The 17,387-nt window shown below is 72.7% G+C and carries 17 protein-coding genes and 1 pseudogene; 9 read left to right on the top strand and 9 right to left on the bottom strand.

Features of this window, described 5'->3' with window-relative positions; translation table 11 throughout:
• The 3 genes and pseudogenes from Ani05nite_RS41260 to Ani05nite_RS21690 form a co-directional block, all read right to left on the bottom strand.
• Positions 1–135, bottom strand: a pseudogene (locus tag Ani05nite_RS41260) (ABC transporter ATP-binding protein); the annotation flags it as partial.
• Between the two features lie 314 nt (positions 136–449).
• Complete coding sequence (locus Ani05nite_RS21695; protein WP_239130475.1) at positions 450–1,700, bottom strand: glutamate-cysteine ligase family protein; 1,251 nt, start codon at positions 1,698–1,700, stop codon at positions 450–452.
• A 59-nt stretch (positions 1,701–1,759) separates the two neighbouring features.
• Positions 1,760–2,662, bottom strand: coding sequence for a polysaccharide deacetylase family protein (locus Ani05nite_RS21690; protein ID WP_203770787.1), 903 nt, complete (start codon positions 2,660–2,662; stop codon positions 1,760–1,762).
• 123 nt (positions 2,663–2,785) lie between these two features.
• Between Ani05nite_RS21690 and Ani05nite_RS21685 the strand changes: the two genes are divergently transcribed.
• Both Ani05nite_RS21685 and Ani05nite_RS41935 read left to right on the top strand, forming a co-directional pair.
• Entirely contained in the window at positions 2,786–3,874 is a 1,089-nt protein-coding gene (locus Ani05nite_RS21685) for a sugar ABC transporter substrate-binding protein (protein ID WP_203770785.1), read from the top strand.
• Between the two features lie 87 nt (positions 3,875–3,961).
• Positions 3,962–4,594, top strand: coding sequence for a hypothetical protein (locus Ani05nite_RS41935; protein WP_203770784.1), 633 nt, complete (start codon positions 3,962–3,964; stop codon positions 4,592–4,594).
• Between the two features lie 19 nt (positions 4,595–4,613).
• Here Ani05nite_RS41935 and Ani05nite_RS21675 read toward each other — a convergent pair whose 3' ends face one another.
• The 3 genes from Ani05nite_RS21675 to Ani05nite_RS21665 all read right to left on the bottom strand — a co-directional run bounded on the left by Ani05nite_RS21675 (position 4,614) and on the right by Ani05nite_RS21665 (position 7,181).
• Positions 4,614–5,666 carry a type III PLP-dependent enzyme domain-containing protein gene (locus Ani05nite_RS21675; protein WP_203770782.1) on the bottom strand — a complete coding sequence of 351 codons (1,053 nt, stop codon included), beginning with the start codon at positions 5,664–5,666 and terminating at the stop codon, positions 4,614–4,616.
• Between the two features lie 392 nt (positions 5,667–6,058).
• Positions 6,059–6,274: a DUF397 domain-containing protein gene (locus Ani05nite_RS21670; RefSeq protein WP_203770780.1), complete on the bottom strand. Its 216-nt coding sequence runs from the start codon at positions 6,272–6,274 to the stop codon at positions 6,059–6,061.
• 58 nt (positions 6,275–6,332) lie between these two features.
• Complete coding sequence (locus tag Ani05nite_RS21665; RefSeq protein WP_203770778.1) at positions 6,333–7,181, bottom strand: helix-turn-helix domain-containing protein; 849 nt, start codon at positions 7,179–7,181, stop codon at positions 6,333–6,335.
• Positions 7,182–7,401: 220 nt separating this feature from the next.
• Here Ani05nite_RS21665 and Ani05nite_RS21660 point away from each other — a divergent pair, with 220 nt between their 5' ends.
• Positions 7,402–8,040: a GOLPH3/VPS74 family protein gene (locus Ani05nite_RS21660; protein WP_203770777.1), complete on the top strand. Its 639-nt coding sequence runs from the start codon at positions 7,402–7,404 to the stop codon at positions 8,038–8,040.
• Between the two features lie 62 nt (positions 8,041–8,102).
• Positions 8,103–9,635: an APC family permease gene (locus Ani05nite_RS21655; protein WP_203770776.1), complete on the top strand. Its 1,533-nt coding sequence runs from the start codon at positions 8,103–8,105 to the stop codon at positions 9,633–9,635.
• A 281-nt stretch (positions 9,636–9,916) separates the two neighbouring features.
• Here the strand turns inward: Ani05nite_RS21655 and Ani05nite_RS21650 are convergent, their stop codons facing one another.
• Positions 9,917–10,477, bottom strand: a complete 561-nt coding sequence (locus Ani05nite_RS21650; protein WP_203770775.1) for a GNAT family N-acetyltransferase — start codon at positions 10,475–10,477, stop codon at positions 9,917–9,919.
• Between the two features lie 341 nt (positions 10,478–10,818).
• Between Ani05nite_RS21650 and Ani05nite_RS21645 the strand changes: the two genes are divergently transcribed.
• Positions 10,819–12,630: an L-lactate permease gene (locus Ani05nite_RS21645; RefSeq protein WP_203770774.1), complete on the top strand. Its 1,812-nt coding sequence runs from the start codon at positions 10,819–10,821 to the stop codon at positions 12,628–12,630.
• A gap of 13 nt (positions 12,631–12,643) precedes the next feature.
• Here the strand turns inward: Ani05nite_RS21645 and Ani05nite_RS21640 are convergent, their stop codons facing one another.
• Positions 12,644–14,506 carry a sensor histidine kinase gene (locus Ani05nite_RS21640; protein WP_203770773.1) on the bottom strand — a complete coding sequence of 621 codons (1,863 nt, stop codon included), beginning with the start codon at positions 14,504–14,506 and terminating at the stop codon, positions 12,644–12,646.
• Between the two features lie 85 nt (positions 14,507–14,591).
• Here Ani05nite_RS21640 and Ani05nite_RS21635 point away from each other — a divergent pair, with 85 nt between their 5' ends.
• Positions 14,592–15,065 (top strand): aminoacyl-tRNA deacylase, encoded by a 474-nt coding sequence (locus Ani05nite_RS21635; protein WP_203770771.1) that lies wholly within the window; start codon positions 14,592–14,594, stop codon positions 15,063–15,065.
• 6 nt (positions 15,066–15,071) lie between these two features.
• Here Ani05nite_RS21635 and Ani05nite_RS21630 read toward each other — a convergent pair whose 3' ends face one another.
• Positions 15,072–15,437: a DUF4406 domain-containing protein gene (locus Ani05nite_RS21630; RefSeq protein ID WP_239130473.1), complete on the bottom strand. Its 366-nt coding sequence runs from the start codon at positions 15,435–15,437 to the stop codon at positions 15,072–15,074.
• A 56-nt stretch (positions 15,438–15,493) separates the two neighbouring features.
• On the opposite strand from Ani05nite_RS21630, the gene Ani05nite_RS21625 reads away from it, so the two are divergent.
• The 3 genes from Ani05nite_RS21625 (at position 15,494) to Ani05nite_RS21620 (ending at position 17,366) form a co-directional block, all read left to right on the top strand.
• Positions 15,494–16,249 (top strand): DeoR/GlpR family DNA-binding transcription regulator, encoded by a 756-nt coding sequence (locus Ani05nite_RS21625; RefSeq protein ID WP_203770769.1) that lies wholly within the window; start codon positions 15,494–15,496, stop codon positions 16,247–16,249.
• Positions 16,250–16,345: 96 nt separating this feature from the next.
• Positions 16,346–16,471 (top strand): hypothetical protein, encoded by a 126-nt coding sequence (locus Ani05nite_RS41930; protein WP_275410600.1) that lies wholly within the window; start codon positions 16,346–16,348, stop codon positions 16,469–16,471.
• A gap of 19 nt (positions 16,472–16,490) precedes the next feature.
• Positions 16,491–17,366 carry a Sco1979 family transcriptional regulator gene (locus Ani05nite_RS21620; protein WP_203770767.1) on the top strand — a complete coding sequence of 292 codons (876 nt, stop codon included), beginning with the start codon at positions 16,491–16,493 and terminating at the stop codon, positions 17,364–17,366.
• The last annotated feature ends 21 nt before the right edge of the window (positions 17,367–17,387 follow it).

Genomic DNA, 17,387 nt, shown 5'->3' with positions numbered 1-17,387 from the left:
CAGTCCGTGTACGCCGGTGCCGAGGCTCAGGTCGAGGCCGTCCACGGCCAGGTGCCGTCCGGCCCGGACCCGCAACCCCTCGGCGTGCACCACCCACGGGTGGGTGGTGGGGGCGATCGCTGCGGCGGTGTCCATGCTTCGTCTCACCCCCATGAAGACGAGAGATCATCGCGGGCGGTTCTCCGGGTGGTGTGATGCGGGTCACTGCGAGCTCGGAGAATAGGTACGCCGGTTTCGTCGAAGCCAAGGCGGGGTGGGGCCGGCCGGGTGCTGGTCGACGGCCTGGGTCATCGCGGGCGGGGTGTCGACCGGCTCCTCCGGTACGAAGCACCGCATCACTCCGGGATGGGATGGGCGCGTTGCCGTGGGAGGAGGCCGGTGCAGCGAGCGGGGAGGTGGCGGGCGCACTGCCGTGGGGACGAGGCCGGTGCACCGGGCCGAGCCTGATCTCAGGGGCGTGCCGCCATCGCGTCCAGCACGTCGTCGGCGGGGCACCGGCCGCGCAGCACATACCGCTCGGTGAAGTCGGCCACCGCGTCGCGCGTCGGCCGGGCAGCGCCCTGGCGGGCCAGCGCGGCGTAGGCGGCGAGGAAGCACTCCCGGGCGGCGGCGGCCAGGGCCGGGTCGGTGAGCGCGTCGCGGGCGGCCCGCTCCCACAGCCGGGGCGTGGCGGCCAGCCCGAGGGTGGCCGCCTCGGCCTGGGCGGCCGCGCGGGGATCGTCCAGCAGTGCCGTGATCACCGCGAGCGGCACCCGCCAGCCGTCGCCCGGCTGGCGGTCGGCCACATCCAGCACCAGGTGCCCGCGGGCCGCCACGGGTGGGCGCAGGCCGGCCAGGTGGCGGTGGAGATCCGCGACGGTCGGCCGGTCGCCGGGCCCGGACCGGCACCAGGAGCGGAAGGTCCGGCCGGCGCCGGCCACCGGCGCGTCCAGCACCAACGCGGTCCACGCGGCGCGCGGGCCGCCGCCGGGAGGCGCGGGCGGTACGGGCGGCAGGTGCCGGCGCAGCGCCTGGCGGGTGCTGCGCCAGCCGCTCGGCCGGCCGTGCCGCAGGGGCGCGTGGGCGAACGCGGCGGCCAGCACCGGCGCCACCGCGTGGGCCAGGTCCCAGCGCCGACGCAGCCCCAACGGGCCGGCGCCGGCCACGCCGGCCTCGAGCGCCACCCGGACGCCGGCGGTCGCCGTGCCGTAGACGTCACCCGCGACGGGCGCGGCGCCGGGCGTGCCGTCGGCAGGGTGGAAGCCGCCCGGGGCCACGGCGATGCCGTCGGCGGCGTGACTGTTGCTCGGGGTGGCGGCGATGCCGTCGGCGGCGTGACTGTTGCCCGAGGCGGAGGCGATGGCGTGGAGGTCGCCGGCCACCGTCGCCGGGTCGATCGTGTCGGCGGCCTGGTCCCGTACCCCGATCCGGTGGGCCGCGAGCAGCGGCAGCGACAGCCGCAGATCCTCGGCCATCCGCTCGGCGCAGGTGTCCAGGCCGGGCGACGGCGGCCCGCTGACCACCACGATCCGCGGGGAGCGGGCGCCGAGCAGCCCGTGCCGCAGCCGCCACCGGGCGTGCAGCGCGCGGGTCACCGGGCCGGGCAGGCCGGGCTCGTCGAGCAGCAGGTCGACGGCCAGGCCGACGAAGCCCGGCCGGCCGGGCGCGAAGGCGTGGGCGGCCAGCAGGCGTTCGGCGGCCGGTTCGGTCAGCGATGGCACGCGGGGCTCCCGGGTCGATGCGGACGCCCATCCTATCCAGCCGACAGGAATTGTGGGCCTTAGGGGTGCCGCTGGTCCAGCGCCACGAACCGGTAGCCGCGGGCCCGCAGCGCCGGGATCACCGTGCGCAGGGCGGCGTACGTCTGCGAGCGGTCGCCGCCGCCGTCGTGGCAGAGCAGGATCTGTCCGGGCCGGGCGGCCAGCAGCCGGTGGGTGATGGCCGTGACCCCGGGCCGCGTCCAGTCGCGTGGGTCGTCGCTCCAGTCCAGCGGCACCATCCGGGCCTTGGCCGCCGCGCCCAGCAGGGCCGGCGACCAGTCGCCGCCGGGCGAGCGGAACAGCGTCGGCGCGTACCCGGTGGTGTCGTAGATCTTCTCCTGGGCGCGGGCCAGCTCCCGGCGCATCAAGGTGTGCGGCCGGCGGCCCATCCGGGTGGGATGGCTCCAGGTGTGGTTGGCGATCTGGTGCCCGTCGCGTACCACGCTGCGGGCGACCGCCTCGTGGCCGAGCACCTGATTGCCGATCATGCAGAACAGCGCGGGCACGTGGTACCGGTCCAGCAGCCGCAGGATCTTGGGCGTCCACACCGGGTGCGGCCCGTCATCGATGGTCAGCGCGACCGCGTCCGCCGGGAACGCCCGCCCGGGCAACACCCGCCGGTAGTCCTTGAGGGTGTGGACCGGCCGGCGCAGGGGGCGGACCGCGGCCGGGGCGGGCGGCGCCGGCGACGGCCGGGGCGCGGTGGGCCGCGGTACGGCGGTGGCCCGTGGCGCCGGCACCCGGGCCGGCGAGGCCGAGGCCGCGGCGGAGCCGGCCAGCACCAGCGCCCCGGCCAACCCGGGACCGGCCCGCAGCAGGCGCCGGCGCGAGATCGCCGGCTCGCGCGCACTCGAATCATCACCCTCAGTGATGGCGCGGGAGGACGGATCGCGCTGAAAGAGGGGGAGTCGGCGGGAGATCATGTAACGGAAAGCTACCAACCCCGGCCAAGGCGCCGGGGCTGTGGGAGTTACATCACGACCGGATACCTGGGTCAGCGTCCGCTGTTAGCCTTGCCCCGCTCTGCCCGGGGAGGAGACGAAGGTTTGCGAAACAAGCTGATGGCCGTCGCGACGGCCGGTGTGCTGACGCTGGGCGCCCTGGGCGCCTGCACCCGCGGCGACGACGTCGCGACCGGCAGGAACGGCACCAAGGTCGGCGTCATCCTGCCGGACACCTCGACGTCGCAGCGCTGGGGCAGCGACGATCCCAAGCTGCTCAAGGCGGCCTTCGACGCGGCCGAGGTGCCCGTCGACATCCAGAACGCCCAGGGCAGCGCGGAGACCTTCGTGGCCATCGCCGACCGGATGATCGCCGGCGGCGCCAAGGTGCTCGTGATCGCCAGCCTGGAGCCGGTCAGCGGCAAGGCGGTGCTGGACAAGGCCCGGGCCGCCGGGGTCGCGACGATCGACTACGACCGGCTCACCCTCAACGGCGACGCCGACTACTACGTCAGCTTCGACAACATGCAGGTCGGCCGGCTGCAGGGACGCGGCCTGGCGAAGTGCCTGAAGGCCCGAGGGATCGACACGCCGCGCGTCGCGTACCTCAACGGCGCGCCGACCGACAACAACGCCACGCTGTTCCGCGCCGGCTACGACTCGATCATGCAGCCCCGGTTCGACGACGGCTCGTACCTCAAGGGGCCGGAGCAGGACGTGCCCCGCTGGGACAACGACCTGGGCCGGTTCATCTTCGACCAGATGCTCTCCGACTCGGCCGGCCGCATCGACGGCGTCGTGGCCGCGAACGACGGCCTGGGCAACGCGGCGATCACGATCCTCAAGCGGGTGCGCAGGAACGGCGAGGTGCCGGTCACCGGCCAGGACGCGACGGTGCAGGGCCTGCAGAACATCCTCGCGGGTGACCAGTGCATGACGGTCTACAAGCCGATCAAGAAGGAGGCGGACGCCGCGGCCAAGCTGGCGATCACCCTCTTCAAGGACCAGGCCGTCCGGGTGGACGACCGGGTCAAGGATCCGGAGTCCGGCGGCTACGTCGACGCGGTGCTGCTGCCCCCGACGGCGATCTTCAAGAAGGACATCGGCGTCGTGATCAAGGACGGCTTCGTCGACGAGCGGACGGTCTGCGCGGGCGCCTTCGCCCGGCTCTGCCGCCGCAACGGCATCTCGTAGCCGGCGCCGCCGCACGGTCCGGGTAATCTGCTCTCGCGCCCACGGCAGCATCCCCGTCGTGGCCCTGCGCGTGCGGAAGGAGCTCCGGTGGCCGAGGACGTCGAGCAGCGACCGGACCGGCCCCGCCCCGGTCGCCGCCGCTACGCGGCCGGCCTGGCCGTGGCCGCCGCGGTCCTGGCCATCGGCGCGCCGGCGGTGCTGGCCGCACGGTACCGCTCCGGCGCTCCGGCGCCGGCCGAGCGGGCGCCGGCCGCGGCCGCGCCGGCCCCCGCGGGGGAGCTGACGCCGCGGTCACTGCCCGCTGGCGCGGGGGAGCTGACGCCGCCCTCGCTGCCGGCCGGCGCGGGGGAGCTGACGCCGCCCTCGCTGCCGGCCGGCGCGGGGCGGACCGGCGCCACGACGCCGGCCGTACCGGATCCCGGGGACGTCAAGGGCATGCCGGACGAGGACGGCTGCCCGGTGACCCTGCCCCGCCTGCTGGCCGCGCTGCGGGCCAGCGACCTGCGCAAGGACCTGGCCGGGGCGGGCGACCTCAGCGAGGTCGACTGCTACGGCACGTACGCCGGGGCCCGCGCGAGGCCGGTCACGGCCGGTGCGGCGACCGTGCTCTTCCGCTACACGGAGCTGACCGACTCCTGGCAGGCGGTCGGCGGCGGGGACCCGGACGCCTGCGCGCAGGTGCCCGCGGCCGTCCGCTCCCACCTGCGGGCCTGCCGCTGACCCCCGCCGCCGGGCCGGCTCAGGTCACCACGACCCGGGGCATGGCGAAGCCGTTGAAGCGGGAGGCGTACACGGTCGTGTAGGCGCCGGCGGAGCCGATGAACAGCTCGTCGCCCTCGCGCAGGTCCGCCGACAGGGCCACGTCCCGGGCGTACGTGTCCTGCCCGTCGCAGGTCGGACCGGTGACGTGCCAGGAGCGCCGGGTGGCCGAGCCCCGCCCGTCCCAGATCGGGTAGCGCAGGTCCCCGCCGGACTCGAGCACCTCCATCATGCCGTTGAAGACGCCCAGGTCGGTGTGGACCCACCAGCCCGACGGCCGCTGCGCGACCCCGATGACCCGGCAGCGGAACGTCCCGGCCTCGGCGACCAGGCAGCGGCCGGGCTCGGCGAAGACCTCCACCGGGTACGGCAGCTGGGCCAGGCCGGCGGCGGCGGCCCGGCCGAACGCCGCCAGCGAGGGCACCGGCGCGTCGTAGACGGCCGGGAACCCGCCGCCGATGTCGACCATCTGCAGCCGGATGCCGTGGCTGATCAGCCGGGCCAGGACGGTGTGCACGTCCGCCAGCGGCCCGGTGAGCGCGCCCGGCGTCAGCGACTGCGACCCGATGTGGAACGTGATGCCGTACGGCACCAGCCCGAGCGTGCGCGCCCGGACCAGCAGGTCGACGGCGCCGGCCACGTCCACACCGAACTTGCCCTCGCTCGGCACCAGGCTGGTGCGGTCGCCCGTGGACAGCCGGGCGTAGACGCAGCTGCCCGGGGCCTCCTCGGCGACACGGTGCAGCTCGTCGACGGAGTCGACCGCGAACCGGTACACGCCCGCGCGGGCGGCCCCGCGGGTCTGCTCCCGGGCCCGGACGGGATTGCTGAACAGCAGGTCCTGTCCGGGCACGCCGAGCGACCGCAGAATGTCCACCTCGTCGACCGACGCCACCTCGAAACGGGTGCCCGCCGCGTGCAGCGTGCGCAGCACCCCGGGATCGGTATTGCATTTGGTCGCAAAGAAAATCCGAACGTTCGCGAATGCGTTCTTGAATTCTTCGACGGCGCCCGCTATACGCGCGGACCTCATGTGCAGGACCGGAACTCCGGAAATGGGGGGATCGGCTGACCGGCCGGCCGGCGGATCGGCAACCGCGGGGCCGGGAAGGAAAGTGCGCAACGGGGAACCCCTTCACGCTGGGTGACAGCTCCGCTGCACAGCGTACACCGTGGCCACGGTCCCAGTGAATAGCCACGGGTCCAGGATGACCGTCCTGAGGGGAGTTGTCGCAGCTCAGGGGTCTGGACACAGATTCGGGGCGCCCCCTGGGGGACGCCCCGAACCGCTGTTACCCTGCGGACCCGATCGGGCGCAACGCATGGCCCGGCGCAGACGTTTCACTATCTTGAAACGGATCTTGCCGTTGGGGAAGTTGATTTTGCTCCACTACTTCCCATCGTCGCGCGCCTATCGGTAGCCTCTCATCTGTTGATATCGAACTCGCCGTACTTTGCCGAGCTAACAAACTCGGCCCAGTCCGACGGGTTGAAAACGAGAGCTGGACCCGTAGGGTTCTTGCTGTCGCGTACGGCAACGGCTGTGTCGAGGATTGCGACCTCGACACAGTTGTTGCCGCCGTTTCCGTTGCTGCGACTGCTTTTCTTCCAAACGGCAGCGTCGAGATGGTGCGCAGGCATGCCAAGCACCTCCCTTCAATATGCGGTTGTCCTTCTTCCCGTACGTGCTCGCACGGGCCTATCTGTGAAGCAGGCCCTCGATCATCTTGATGGACAAGCGGGGATCGAGAGCCTTGGCGCTCAGTCGCTCGAACTCGTCACGGTAGCGGGCGACCTCTGAATGTTGCTCTTCGTAGTAGTCGCCCGCAAGACCCTCTAGGTAAACTACATCCAAATGAGTGGTCTCCCGGAACTCCAAAAGCGCTGCTGAGCCGCCCAGGAACGGGTGTTCGCCGGCGTCGAACGGGACGATCTGCAATGTCACCGTCGGTAATTGCGCGGTGTCTATCAGGTGCCGCAACTGCTCGTCCATGACATCCGGTCCGCCGACCACGCGTCGCACCACGGATTCGTCGACGAGGGCGAGGAGTTCCAGTGGATTCGTAGCCCGCAGCCGCCCCTGCCGCTTCAGCCGCAGCGCCACCCGGCGGTCCACCTGGTGTGGAGGGTCCTGGGCCCGGCCCGTCCGCATCAGCGCGCGCATGTAGGCCTCCGTCTGCAGCAGGCCCGGCAGCACGATGGGTTCCCAGGCCAGCAGCGTGGAGGCCTCGGCCTCCAGGCCCACGAAGTTGCCCGGCCGCATGATGTCGCGGTAGTCCGTCCACCAGGTGCGCTCGCGCGACATCCGGGCGAGGGCCATCAGCGCCTCGCGGTAGGCCTCGTCCTGCACGCCGTAGAGGGTGAGGAGGTCCTTGACGTCGCGGGCGGTCACCGCCACCCGGGCGGTCTCTATCCTGGTCACCTTGGCCGCGTGCCACTCGAAATGGCGGCCGACGGTCTCCTGGGTGAGGCCGGCTTCCTCGCGGCAACGCTTCAATTCCGCACCCAATCGGCGCCGTCGCAGCGTCGGGCCCTCGTCAGTGGACACTGCCGCCCCCTCGGTCCTCGGGAATGGGATTCACTTCGTCACCGGCGCCCGGCACGGGACCCATGCTCCGGCAAAAACATCACGACGCGATTCCGAGTCTAGTACTTCTTGTGTTGACCTTAACGTGAGGTACATGATGCAGCGGACAGGGAGTTAGTGCGGTCTATACAGGCAGTTGCCCTGTGTCGTATCTCGGTTCGATGTTCTAGGGAGTGGCGGCGTGCTGGCTGACCAGTTCTATTTGATCGCTCACGAGGATCGGACCGGTCGTTCGCGGTTGCACCCGCGGGCCACCGGGATCGGCCTGGCGGCATCGTTACTGGGCGAGCTCATCCTCGACAACAAACTCCGGATCTTCGCGGGTGACCTGGAGATCGTGAGCAACCACCCGCCCCGCGACGGCCTCGACCACGCCGTGCTGGACCTGCTCATCGCCCAGCCGCAGCACCGCGACGTGCGCACCTGGCTGGCGTACCTGTCGCAGGACGCGGCGGTCCGCGTCGGCGAGCGGCTCGAGCGCTCCGGGGCGGTCGAGTCGGTGACCCGGCGGCGGATGCTCAGCACCCAGACCTTCTACATGCCCAACAACGAGCTGCAGCGCAACGCCGCCGCCTGGGCCCCGATGCGACTGGCCAACATCCTGGTCCGCGGCCTGGACATGTCGATCACCGACCGCGTGCTGGCCGGCCTGATCGCCGCCACCGGCCTGACCCGCCACGTGCTCTGGGACTTCGAGGCGCACCGCTCGGCGTTCGCCGTGCTGCCCAACACCGTCGCCTCGCTGCCGGAGGACCTGCGGCAGCTCATCGAGCACACCGAGGCCAGCGTGGGCTCGGTCCTCGCCGTCGGGCGTCGGTGAGCTCTCGCGGGCGGCACCACCGCCGCCAGGACAACTTCGACCAATGGGCCGGGAGGCTGTTGATGGCGCGCAAGGACCCCGCCGAACCGGACATCATCTCGAGCGCACTGGCCCGTAACCGGCTCGGGGTGCCGTCGGTCGTGTTCTTCGGGGTGGCGGGGGCCGCCCCGCTGACCGTCATCATCGGCGCGATCTCCGCCATCTACGCCATCATCGGCAACACCGCGGTGCCCGTGGTCTACCTGGTCACCGCCGGCATCCTGAGCATCTTCACGGTGGGCTTCGTGGCGATGAGCCGGCACATCGTCAACTCCGGCGCCTTCTACGCCTACATCAGCCACGGGCTGGGGCGGGTCGCCGGGGTGGGCGCGGCGTTCGTGGCGCTGCCGGCGTACGCGCTCATGCAGATCGGGCTGTTCGGGCTGTTCGGCTCGGCCGCCTCCGACATCCTGGCCGCGCTGGGCGTCAAGGTCGGCTGGTTCACCTGCGCGCTGGTCGCCTGGGCCGTGGTGGCCGTGCTGGGCCTGCTCTGGGTGGACCTCAGCGGCAAGGTGCTGGCGGTCCTGCTGGTCGCCGAGATCAGCGTCGTGCTCATCTACGACATCGTGATGATCGCCAACCCGGCCGGCGGCAGCGTCAGCTTCGCCACGCTCAGCCCGGGCCCGCTGTTCACCGCCGACGTGGGACCGATGCTGGTGCTGGCCATCGCCGGCTTCGTCGGCTTCGAGGCCACCGTGGTGCTCTCCGAGGAGGCCAAGGACCCCAAGCGGACCATCGCCCGGGCGACCCACCTGGCCGTCATCCTGGCCGGGCTGCTCTGCGGGCTGTCGGCCTGGGCCATGTCGGTCAGCACCGGGCCCTCCCAGGTGGTCGCGTTCGCGCAGGCCAACCGGACCGACATGGTCTTCGAGCTGGTCGCCCCGCACGTGCCGGAGATCCTGGTCCAGCTCGGCTACATCCTGTTCATGACCAGCGTGTTCGCCGCCCTGCTGGCGTTCCACGCGGCCGTGGCCCGCTACCAGTTCGCGCTCGGCCGCGAGGGTGTGCTGCCGGCCGGCTGGGGCCGGACGCACCCGCGGACCGGCGCGCCCCTGCTCGGCTCGGTCACCCAGAGCGTGCTCGCGGTCGCGGTGCTCTCGGCGTACGCCGTGGCCGGCCTCGAACCGCTGTTCTACGTGTTCGCCTGGCTGACCACGATCGGCGGGCTCGGGGTGCTCTTCCTGATGTGGAGCGCGTCCTTCGCGGTGCTCGCCTTCTTCGTGCGCAACCGGGGGCGGGAGAACATGTGGCGCTCGCAGATCGCCCCGATGATCGCCTTCCTGCTCCTCAGCGCCGTGCTCGGCATCACCGTCATCGGCTTCGGCGAGCTCCTGCAGGTCTCCGGCGACTCGCCGTTCCAGTGGCTGATCCCGGTGCTGTACCTCGCGGTCGCGGCGGTCGGCGTCGGCTGGGCGCTGGTCATGCGGGCCGCGCGACCCGAGGCGTACGCGGCCATCGGGCGGGGCGTGGACGGCCGGACGATCGCGTTACCGGAAGGGCCCCCGTCGACCAAAGGGTCACATGAACCGGTGGGGGCCCGCGGATACCACTACTGATCCACCCGGGACGACGGAAGGAGAACACGGAGATGACGGACCACGCGGCCGGCAAGCCTGGTGACGCCGCGGCCGTCGGTCCTCGAACCGGGGCGGGCCGGCGGGCGTACCCGACGCCGCGCCGGCCCCGCACCACCATCGGACGCTCCCCGCGGCGCATCCCGGACCGACAGCTCCGGGGTATCGGCAGCGCCGCGCGGAGCGCCCTACCGGCGGGCTCATCGGCAGAGCCCTCACCACCACCAGGAAAGGGGGGTCTATGGGGTGAGGTCCGGTGACCCTCAGGCCGCCGCCGCTTCCGCGCTGAAATCGTAGAGCCAGTACGACTGCTGATCGATCCGCGAGAAGCGCATGTTGTCGGTCAGCCGTTCCACCATGGCCCGGAACAGGCGCGAGAAGTGCAGCACCTCGTCGTTGTAGGAGCAGATGTCGATGCCGACCAGCCCGTTCTGGGTGGCGGCGGTGACGTACAACTGCTCGACGAGTTGCTTGAACATGTGCCGGCCCTGGGCCTCGGGGTGCACCGCGACGAAACCGATGTACCAGATCCGTTTCCCGGCGTAGTGCTCGGGCCAGTGCCGCTCGAAGTACTGCGGCGCGATCAACGGCACCGCGTCGAGGTCCCTGGTGTACGTGGCCAGGCCGGCAAGGGTCCCGTCGTCGTTCATGCACAGGTACTTCTGGACCCGCGTGTCGTTCATGACCTCGTCGAATTCGTGGCGGTACATCAGATGCCGCTGCACCGCCATCGTGTTCAGCTCGCGGAACGCCGCGTAGTACAACTCCCACGCGGACTCGGCAAGCTCGTCGTCGTTGATCTGATCGACAATCTTGATGACCATGCTGTGCTCCCCGCAATGCTGCCGGTCGGGTGACCATCGACCACCGCTGCGTCGAAGTTGATCGATGGGTATTTGACCAACAGAGTACGGAGGGTGATGCAAGAACAACAGGCTGTGAGCAACACATTTTCGCTCTTGAAGCGGTGTCCACGCTGACATCGGCGAATTTGGCATGCCAAGGTCATGTACTCGCTGCACGTTGCACAAAGGACATGCCCCGGGCGACCGGCCGGGCCGTCGCCGCCTCCGGGTATCCGGCGGCGGCCCGATCGCCGATCTCCGCGGTGTCGCCGGGGTCGCCCAGGCGTTAGATTGAGGTCAACAATCATCGAAAAGCCTGGATGGCTGCCATGTCGGACCAGTTCACCATCGTGACCGACCCCGCCGGTGACTCCGTGGCGCTCTCGGCCCTGTTCGCGGTGCTGCCGCTGCTGACCCTGTTCGTTCTGCTCGGCGCCCTGCGCATGCGCGCGTGGCTCGCCGGGATCATCGCGCTCGCGGTCGCCCTGGTGGTCGCCGTCGCGGTCTACGCCATGCCGGTCGGGCAGGCCCTGCTCTCGGCCACCGAGGGTGCGGCGTTCGGCTTCTTCCCAATCCTGTGGATCGTGCTCAACGCGATCTGGGTCTACAACCTGACGGTGGCCAGCGGCCACTTCGACGTGCTGCGCCGCTCCATGGCCCGGCTCAGCCCGGACATGCGGATCCAGGCGGTCATCGTCGCCTTCTGCTTCGGCGCGCTGCTGGAGGCGCTCGCCGGGTTCGGCACGCCGGTCGCCGTCACGGTGGTCATGCTGATGGCGCTGGGCTTCCCGCCGGTCCGCGCGGCCTCGGTGGCGCTCATCGCCAACACCGCCCCGGTGGCCTTCGGCGCGCTGGCCACCCCGATCGTCACGCTGGGCACGGTCACCTCGGGCGCGCTCGACGACCCGCGGCTGAGCACCGACACCCTGGGCGCCATGGTCGGCCGGCAGACGCCCCTGCTGGCGGTGGTCGTGCCGCTGGTCCTGGTCGCCGTCATCGACGGCCGGCGCGGGGTCCGGCAGACCTGGCCGGCCGCGCTGACCGCCGGGGTGGTCTTCGCGGTCGGGCAGTTCGTGGCGTCGAACTACATCTCGGTGCCGCTGACCGACATCATCGCGTCCCTGCTGGCGGCGGCCGCGATCGTGCTGCTGCTGCGGGTCTGGCACCCGGCCGAGTCGCCGGACCTGCGGGTGGAGGCGGAGGCCGGCGAGCCGGCCGCGGCGCCGGCCCGCCCCGGCGCCGCGCCGGCCATGGCGGGCCAGGAGCCAGCCGGCGCCGCCGGCGGCCCGGGCGGCCCGGGCGGCGAACCCGCGCGCACGGCGCCGCCACCGGGACGCGGGCCGGGCGGCGTGGGCGGCGACGACCTGGAACGGCGCGACGGCCGGGCCGAGGTGGCCCGCGCCTACGCGCCGTACCTGATCATCATCGTGATCTTCTCGATCGCCAACCTCGGGCCGGTCAAGTCGGCGCTCGCCGGCCGGCCGTGGACGGTCACCTTCGGCTGGCCGGGGCTGCACGTGCTGGGCACCAACGGCAAGCCGCTCGCCTCCACCACGTTCACCCTGGGCTGGCTCGGCGCCGCCGGCACCCTGATGATCCTGGCCGGCATCCTCACCGCGCTGGTGCTGCGGATCGGCCCCGGCCGGGCGCTGCGGGCGTACGTCGACACCTACGTGGGGCTGCGGCACGCGATCGTCACGGTGATGGCGGTGCTGGCCCTGGCGTACGTGCTCAACCAGTCCGGCCAGACCAACACGCTCGGGGTGTTCCTGGCCCAGGCCGGCGGGCTGTTCATCTTCCTGTCGTCGATCCTGGGCTGGATCGGGGTGGCCGTGACCGGGTCCGACACCTCGGCCAACGCGCTGTTCGGGGCCCTGCAGGTGCAGACCGCGGCCCGCGCCGGACTGGACCCGGTGCTGCTCGCCGCGGCCAACTCCTCCGGCGGGGTGCTCGGCAAGATGATCAGCCCGCAGAACCTGGCCATCGCCGCGTCCGCGGTCGGCATGGCCGGCCGGGAGGGCGACATCTTCCGCAAGGTGGTCGGCTGGAGCCTGGTGCTGCTGCTGGTCATGTGCGTGCTGGTGACGTTGCAGGGCACCGCCGTGCTGAGCTGGATGGTGCCGGGCGGCTAGCGCCCGGGCCGGATCACTGGCCGGCCATGGCCCAGCCCGCCGGCGCGGCGGCCGTCGCCTCGGTGGGGCGCGCCGCCAGCGGCAGCGTGAACCAGAAGCGGCTGCCGCCGCCGGGGTTGTCGTCGACGCCGGTGCGGCCGCCGTGCCGCTCGACGATGCGGTGCACGATGGCCAGGCCCAGGCCCGTACCGGGGTAGGCCTCGCTGCCGGCGGCCCGGGCGAAGGCGGTGAAGACGGCGTCGCGCTGCTCCTCGGGGACGCCGATGCCCCGGTCCGCCACGTCGATCCGTACGGCGTCGCCCTCGGGGCGGCTGCTGATCCGCACGTACGGCTGGTGGCCCTCGGCGGTGTACTTGACCGCGTTGCCGATCAGGTTGTCGAGAACCTGGCGCAGCAGCGTGGCATCGCCCGGCACCGACGGCAGCGGGTCCACCACGATCAGGGTGTCCCCCGGCTGCGCGCCCTGCCGTTCGTGGGCCACCTCGTCGGCGAGGGCCTTGAGGTCGACCATCGTGGTGTTCAGCGTCCGGTTCTCGGCGGTGGCGTAGTCGAGCAGGTCGTCGATGAGCACCTGCATCCGTTGCGCGCCCCCGTACAGCCGCTCCAGGAAGTCGCGGTGCACCGGGTCGAGCCGGGCCGCGGCCTCCTCGCGCAGGAAGTCCGCGAAGCCGGTGATCCGGGCCAGCGGGCTGCGCAGGTCGTGGGCCACGATCCCGGCGAAGCCGACCAGCTCCGCCTCGCGCTGCCGCAGCTGCTGCTCGACCGCCTCGCGGCGCTCGATGTCGTGCCGCAGCGCGGTGGTCGCCTCGTCGACCCGGCGCAGGGCCCGGTTGCGGGAGGTCAGCACCGTGCCGGTCAGCCCGGCCAGCAGCGTGGTCAGCACGGTGCCGATGACCCAGGCGGCCAGGTCGAGGTGCATGTCGGCGCCGGGCATCAGTCGGTCGGTCGGGCGCACGACCAGCCGCCAGGTGCGCTGCGGCACGGGCACGGCGACGTCGCGCGGCGCGGGATCGTCCCGCAGCGGGGCCCGGGGCCGCCAGCTCGCCACCGGGAGCGGGGTACGGGCGCCGGTGTCGAACAGGGTGACGCCGACCGCGTCGCGGGCCACCACGCTGATCGCCTGGCTGAGGAAGTCCTCGCCGCGCAGGGTCAGCGCCAGCCAGCCCCGGAACTCCCCGATGTCGCTGGCCGCCGGTGAGGTGGAGTACACCGGCGCGGCCAGCAGGAACGACAACTGCTGCTGGGCCGTGGGCAGCCCCGCGTCCTTCATCAGCCGGTAGGTAGTGCTGATGGTGACCTGGCGGGTCTGCTGCGAGAGCCGCAGCGCCTCGGTGGCCGGCGCGATGACGGTCACGTCGCGGCCGCGCAGCGAGTCGCCGCCGTCGAGGGAGCGGTGCAGCACCACGAACAGGTGCTCCCCGGACGGCGTCGGCACCGGTCGCAGGGTGAGGCCGTCGTCGCCGCGGTCGCGCCAGAAGCGTTGCACCGCGGGGATCTGCTCGGTCCGCGCCGGCACCACGACGGCCACGCCGCTGGCGCCGGGCAGGCGCTGCCGGTCGACCGCGGCGACGATGGCGGTGAACTCGGCCGACTCGAGCCGGGACTGGGCGCCGACGGCGGCGGCCAGGTCGCTCAGCGAGGTGCTGTAGCGGCGGATCTCGGCGGCGACGGTCTGCGCGACGATCATCGTCTGCTGGCTCAGCGCCCGCGCGGCCCGGTCCTCGTCGGCGCGGTGCAGCGCCACCGCGGCCAGCGCGGTGCCGAACAGACCGAGGGCCACCACCAGGGTCAGCACCAGCAGCGAGCGGCGCCGCCCCGGCGCCCGAGCGCCGGGGCCGGGGCCGGGGGAGGTGCTGGATCCGGTGCCCCCGCCCACGAGTCGACGCTACGCCCGGGGCCCGCCGCCGGGTGGCGGTTTGCCGGACTGCGGGACCGCCCGGCCGGCTGGGTAGGGTGATCTCATGTCCGGGCCCGCCGTCAGCGCCGTCGTTGCCGCCGGCATCGCGCACCGCGTCCTGCGGCACGGCCCGGCCGGCAGCGTCGCGGAGGCCGCCGCCGCCCAGGGCCGGGAGGTCCGCGACCTGGTCAAGACCCTGGTCGTCCGGCTCGCCGAGGACCGGTACGTCCTCGTCCTGGTGCCCGGCGACCGGGTCATCTCGTGGCCCAAGCTGCGGTCCCGGCTGGGCGTCAGCCGGCTGTCGATGCCGGACGCGGCCACGGCCCGGCTCGCCACCGGATACGAGCGCGGCACCATCACCCCGTTCGGGTCGGCGCACCCCTGGCCGGTGATCGCCGACGAGCGGCTGCGCGGCCGCACGATCGGGCTCGGCGCCGGGGAGCGTGGGGTGGGCCTGGAGGTCGCCGCCGACGAGGCCGCGGCGGCGCTCGGCGCGACCTTCGCCGACGTGACCGATCCCGGGCCGGCCGGCCCCTGAGGCCGGTCAGGCGCTCGGGGCGAGGTGCCCGGGAATCTCCTCGATGCGGTGGTAGACGGGCAGCCCGCGGTCGCGTGCGATCGCGACGTCCTGGTCCGCGCCCGTCGAGGCGCCGGGCAACCGCAGGACGGCGTCGCAGTGCTGGAGCAGCCGCTGCGCGGTGGGGTAGAGGACGTCCTCGGCGGTGGCCGCGCCGTTCGCCCGCGCCAGCACCGGCAGGGCCACCCACTCGCCGATCATCGGCACGTGACCGGCCTGGAAGATCGGCCATGCCGCCTCCTCGAGGCGGGCCAGGTTGGCCGCGATCAGGGCCGGGTCGCCGCCGGTGCCGGAACGGTAGGGGCCGGCAATGAGGATCAACATGGGCTTCATGGCGCCAGGCTAGCGATACACTCGGCAGAAACAAAGAGGAATACGGAGAAACGCGCATGCTGGCCGCCCAACGCAAGGAATTCCTGCTGGCCCGGCTCGAACGGGACCGGCGGCTGGTCGCCAAGGACGTGGCCGCCGAGCTCGGTGTCTCCGAGGACAGCGTCCGCCGCGACCTGCGCGAGCTCGCCGCCGCCGGCCGCTGCCAGCGGGTCTACGGCGGCGCCCTGCCGGCGTCCCCGGCCGTCGCCGACTACGGCACCCGCCGCGAGGTCGAGGTGGCCAGCAAGCAGCGCGTCGCGACAGCGGCGGCCGCGTTGATCCGGCCGGGCGCCACCGTGATCCTCGACGGCGGCACGACGGCCCTGGCCGTGACCCGGGCGCTGCCCGCCGGGCTGGCGGCGACGGTGGTCACCCACAGCCCCACCGTGGCGGCCGCGCTCGCCGGGCACCCGTCGGTCGAGGTCTACGTGCTCGGCGGGCGGCTCTTCCGGCACTCGATGGTCACCTGCGGCGCGGCCGCGGTCGAGGCCGCCCAGGCGGTGCACGCCGACCTGTTCCTGCTCGGCGTGACCGGGGTGCACCCGGACGCCGGCCTCACCACCGGCGACGCCGACGAGGCCGCGATGAAGCGGGCCCTGGCCCGGCGGGCCGCGGACACCTACGTGCTGGCCAGCACCGAGAAGATCGGGGCGGCCTCGCGCTTCGCCGTGCTGCCGCTCGACGCCGTGGCCGGCGTGATCACCGACGCCCCGCCCGGCGACCCGACCGTCGGCCGGCTGACCGCGGCCGGCACCGCGGTGATCGCCGCTTAGCGCGCCGGGAATGACCGTTCGGCGCGCGCCGGCGATCGACGGGCGGTTTATGCTTGCGCGATCATCGATGTGCCGATCGAGCAGAGGGATGTGCACGTGGCCGACGCCCGGCAGGCAATGCCCGAAGTGGACACCAGCGTCCCGCAGACAGCCCGGACCGAGCCGGGCGCGGCGGACGCGCCGGAGATCGACCAGTACTGTGCGGTCGGCCGCAAACCCTGACGACACGACGGGATCACCGATGACGACGGCGCAGAACGACGGGCCCACGGTCCGCCGGTTGCAGCTCGGTGCCCGGCTGCGCAGCCTGCGGCTGGCCAAGGGGGTCAGCCGCGACCAGGCGGGCTACGAGATCCGGGCCTCGGAGTCGAAGATCAGCCGGATGGAGCTGGGCCGGGTCAGCTTCAAGGAACGCGATGTCGTCGACCTGCTCAAGCTCTACGGGGTGGAGGACGCGGGCGAACGCGAGCGCCTGCTCACGCTGGCCCGCGAGGCCAACACCCCGGGTTGGTGGCACTCGTACGGCGACGTGCTGAGCACGTGGTTCCAGAACTACCTCGACCTGGAGCAGGCCGCCGAGCTGATCCGCACGTACGAGATCCAGTTCGTCCCCGGGCTGCTGCAGACCGACGCGTACGCCCGGGCGGTCATCACGCTCGGGCACGGCACCGCGTCGAAGGAGGAGATCGACCGGCGTGCCGACCTGCGGATGGCCCGCAAGCAGATGCTGCAGCGCGACGAGTCCCCACGGCTGTGGGCGGTGCTCGACGAGGCGGTGCTGCGCCGGCCGATCGGCGGCAAGGCGGTGCTGCGGGAGCAGATCGAGTCGCTGCTGGGGATGTGCGAGCAGCCCAGCGTCCGGCTGCAGGTGATCCCGTTCGAGTCCGGCGGGCACGCCGCCGCCGGGGGCGCCTTCACCATCCTGCGCTTCCCGTACCCGGACATGCCCGACGTGGTCTACCTCGAGCACCTGACCAGCGGCCTCTACCTGGACAAGCGCGAGGACGTGGACCAGTACGCCGCGGCGATGGGCCGGCTGACCATCGAGGCGGAGCCGCCGGCCCGCACCCCCGAGCTGCTGCGCAAGGCGCTGCGCGACCTCGACGCCCCCGGCTGACTCCCCGTACCCCCTTCGTCC

The organism is Actinoplanes nipponensis (assembly GCF_016862275.1).
Lineage (GTDB): Bacteria > Actinomycetota > Actinomycetes > Mycobacteriales > Micromonosporaceae > Actinoplanes > Actinoplanes nipponensis.
Note: the sequence above shows the minus strand (reverse complement) of the source record. Positions and strands in the feature narration are given on the sequence as shown.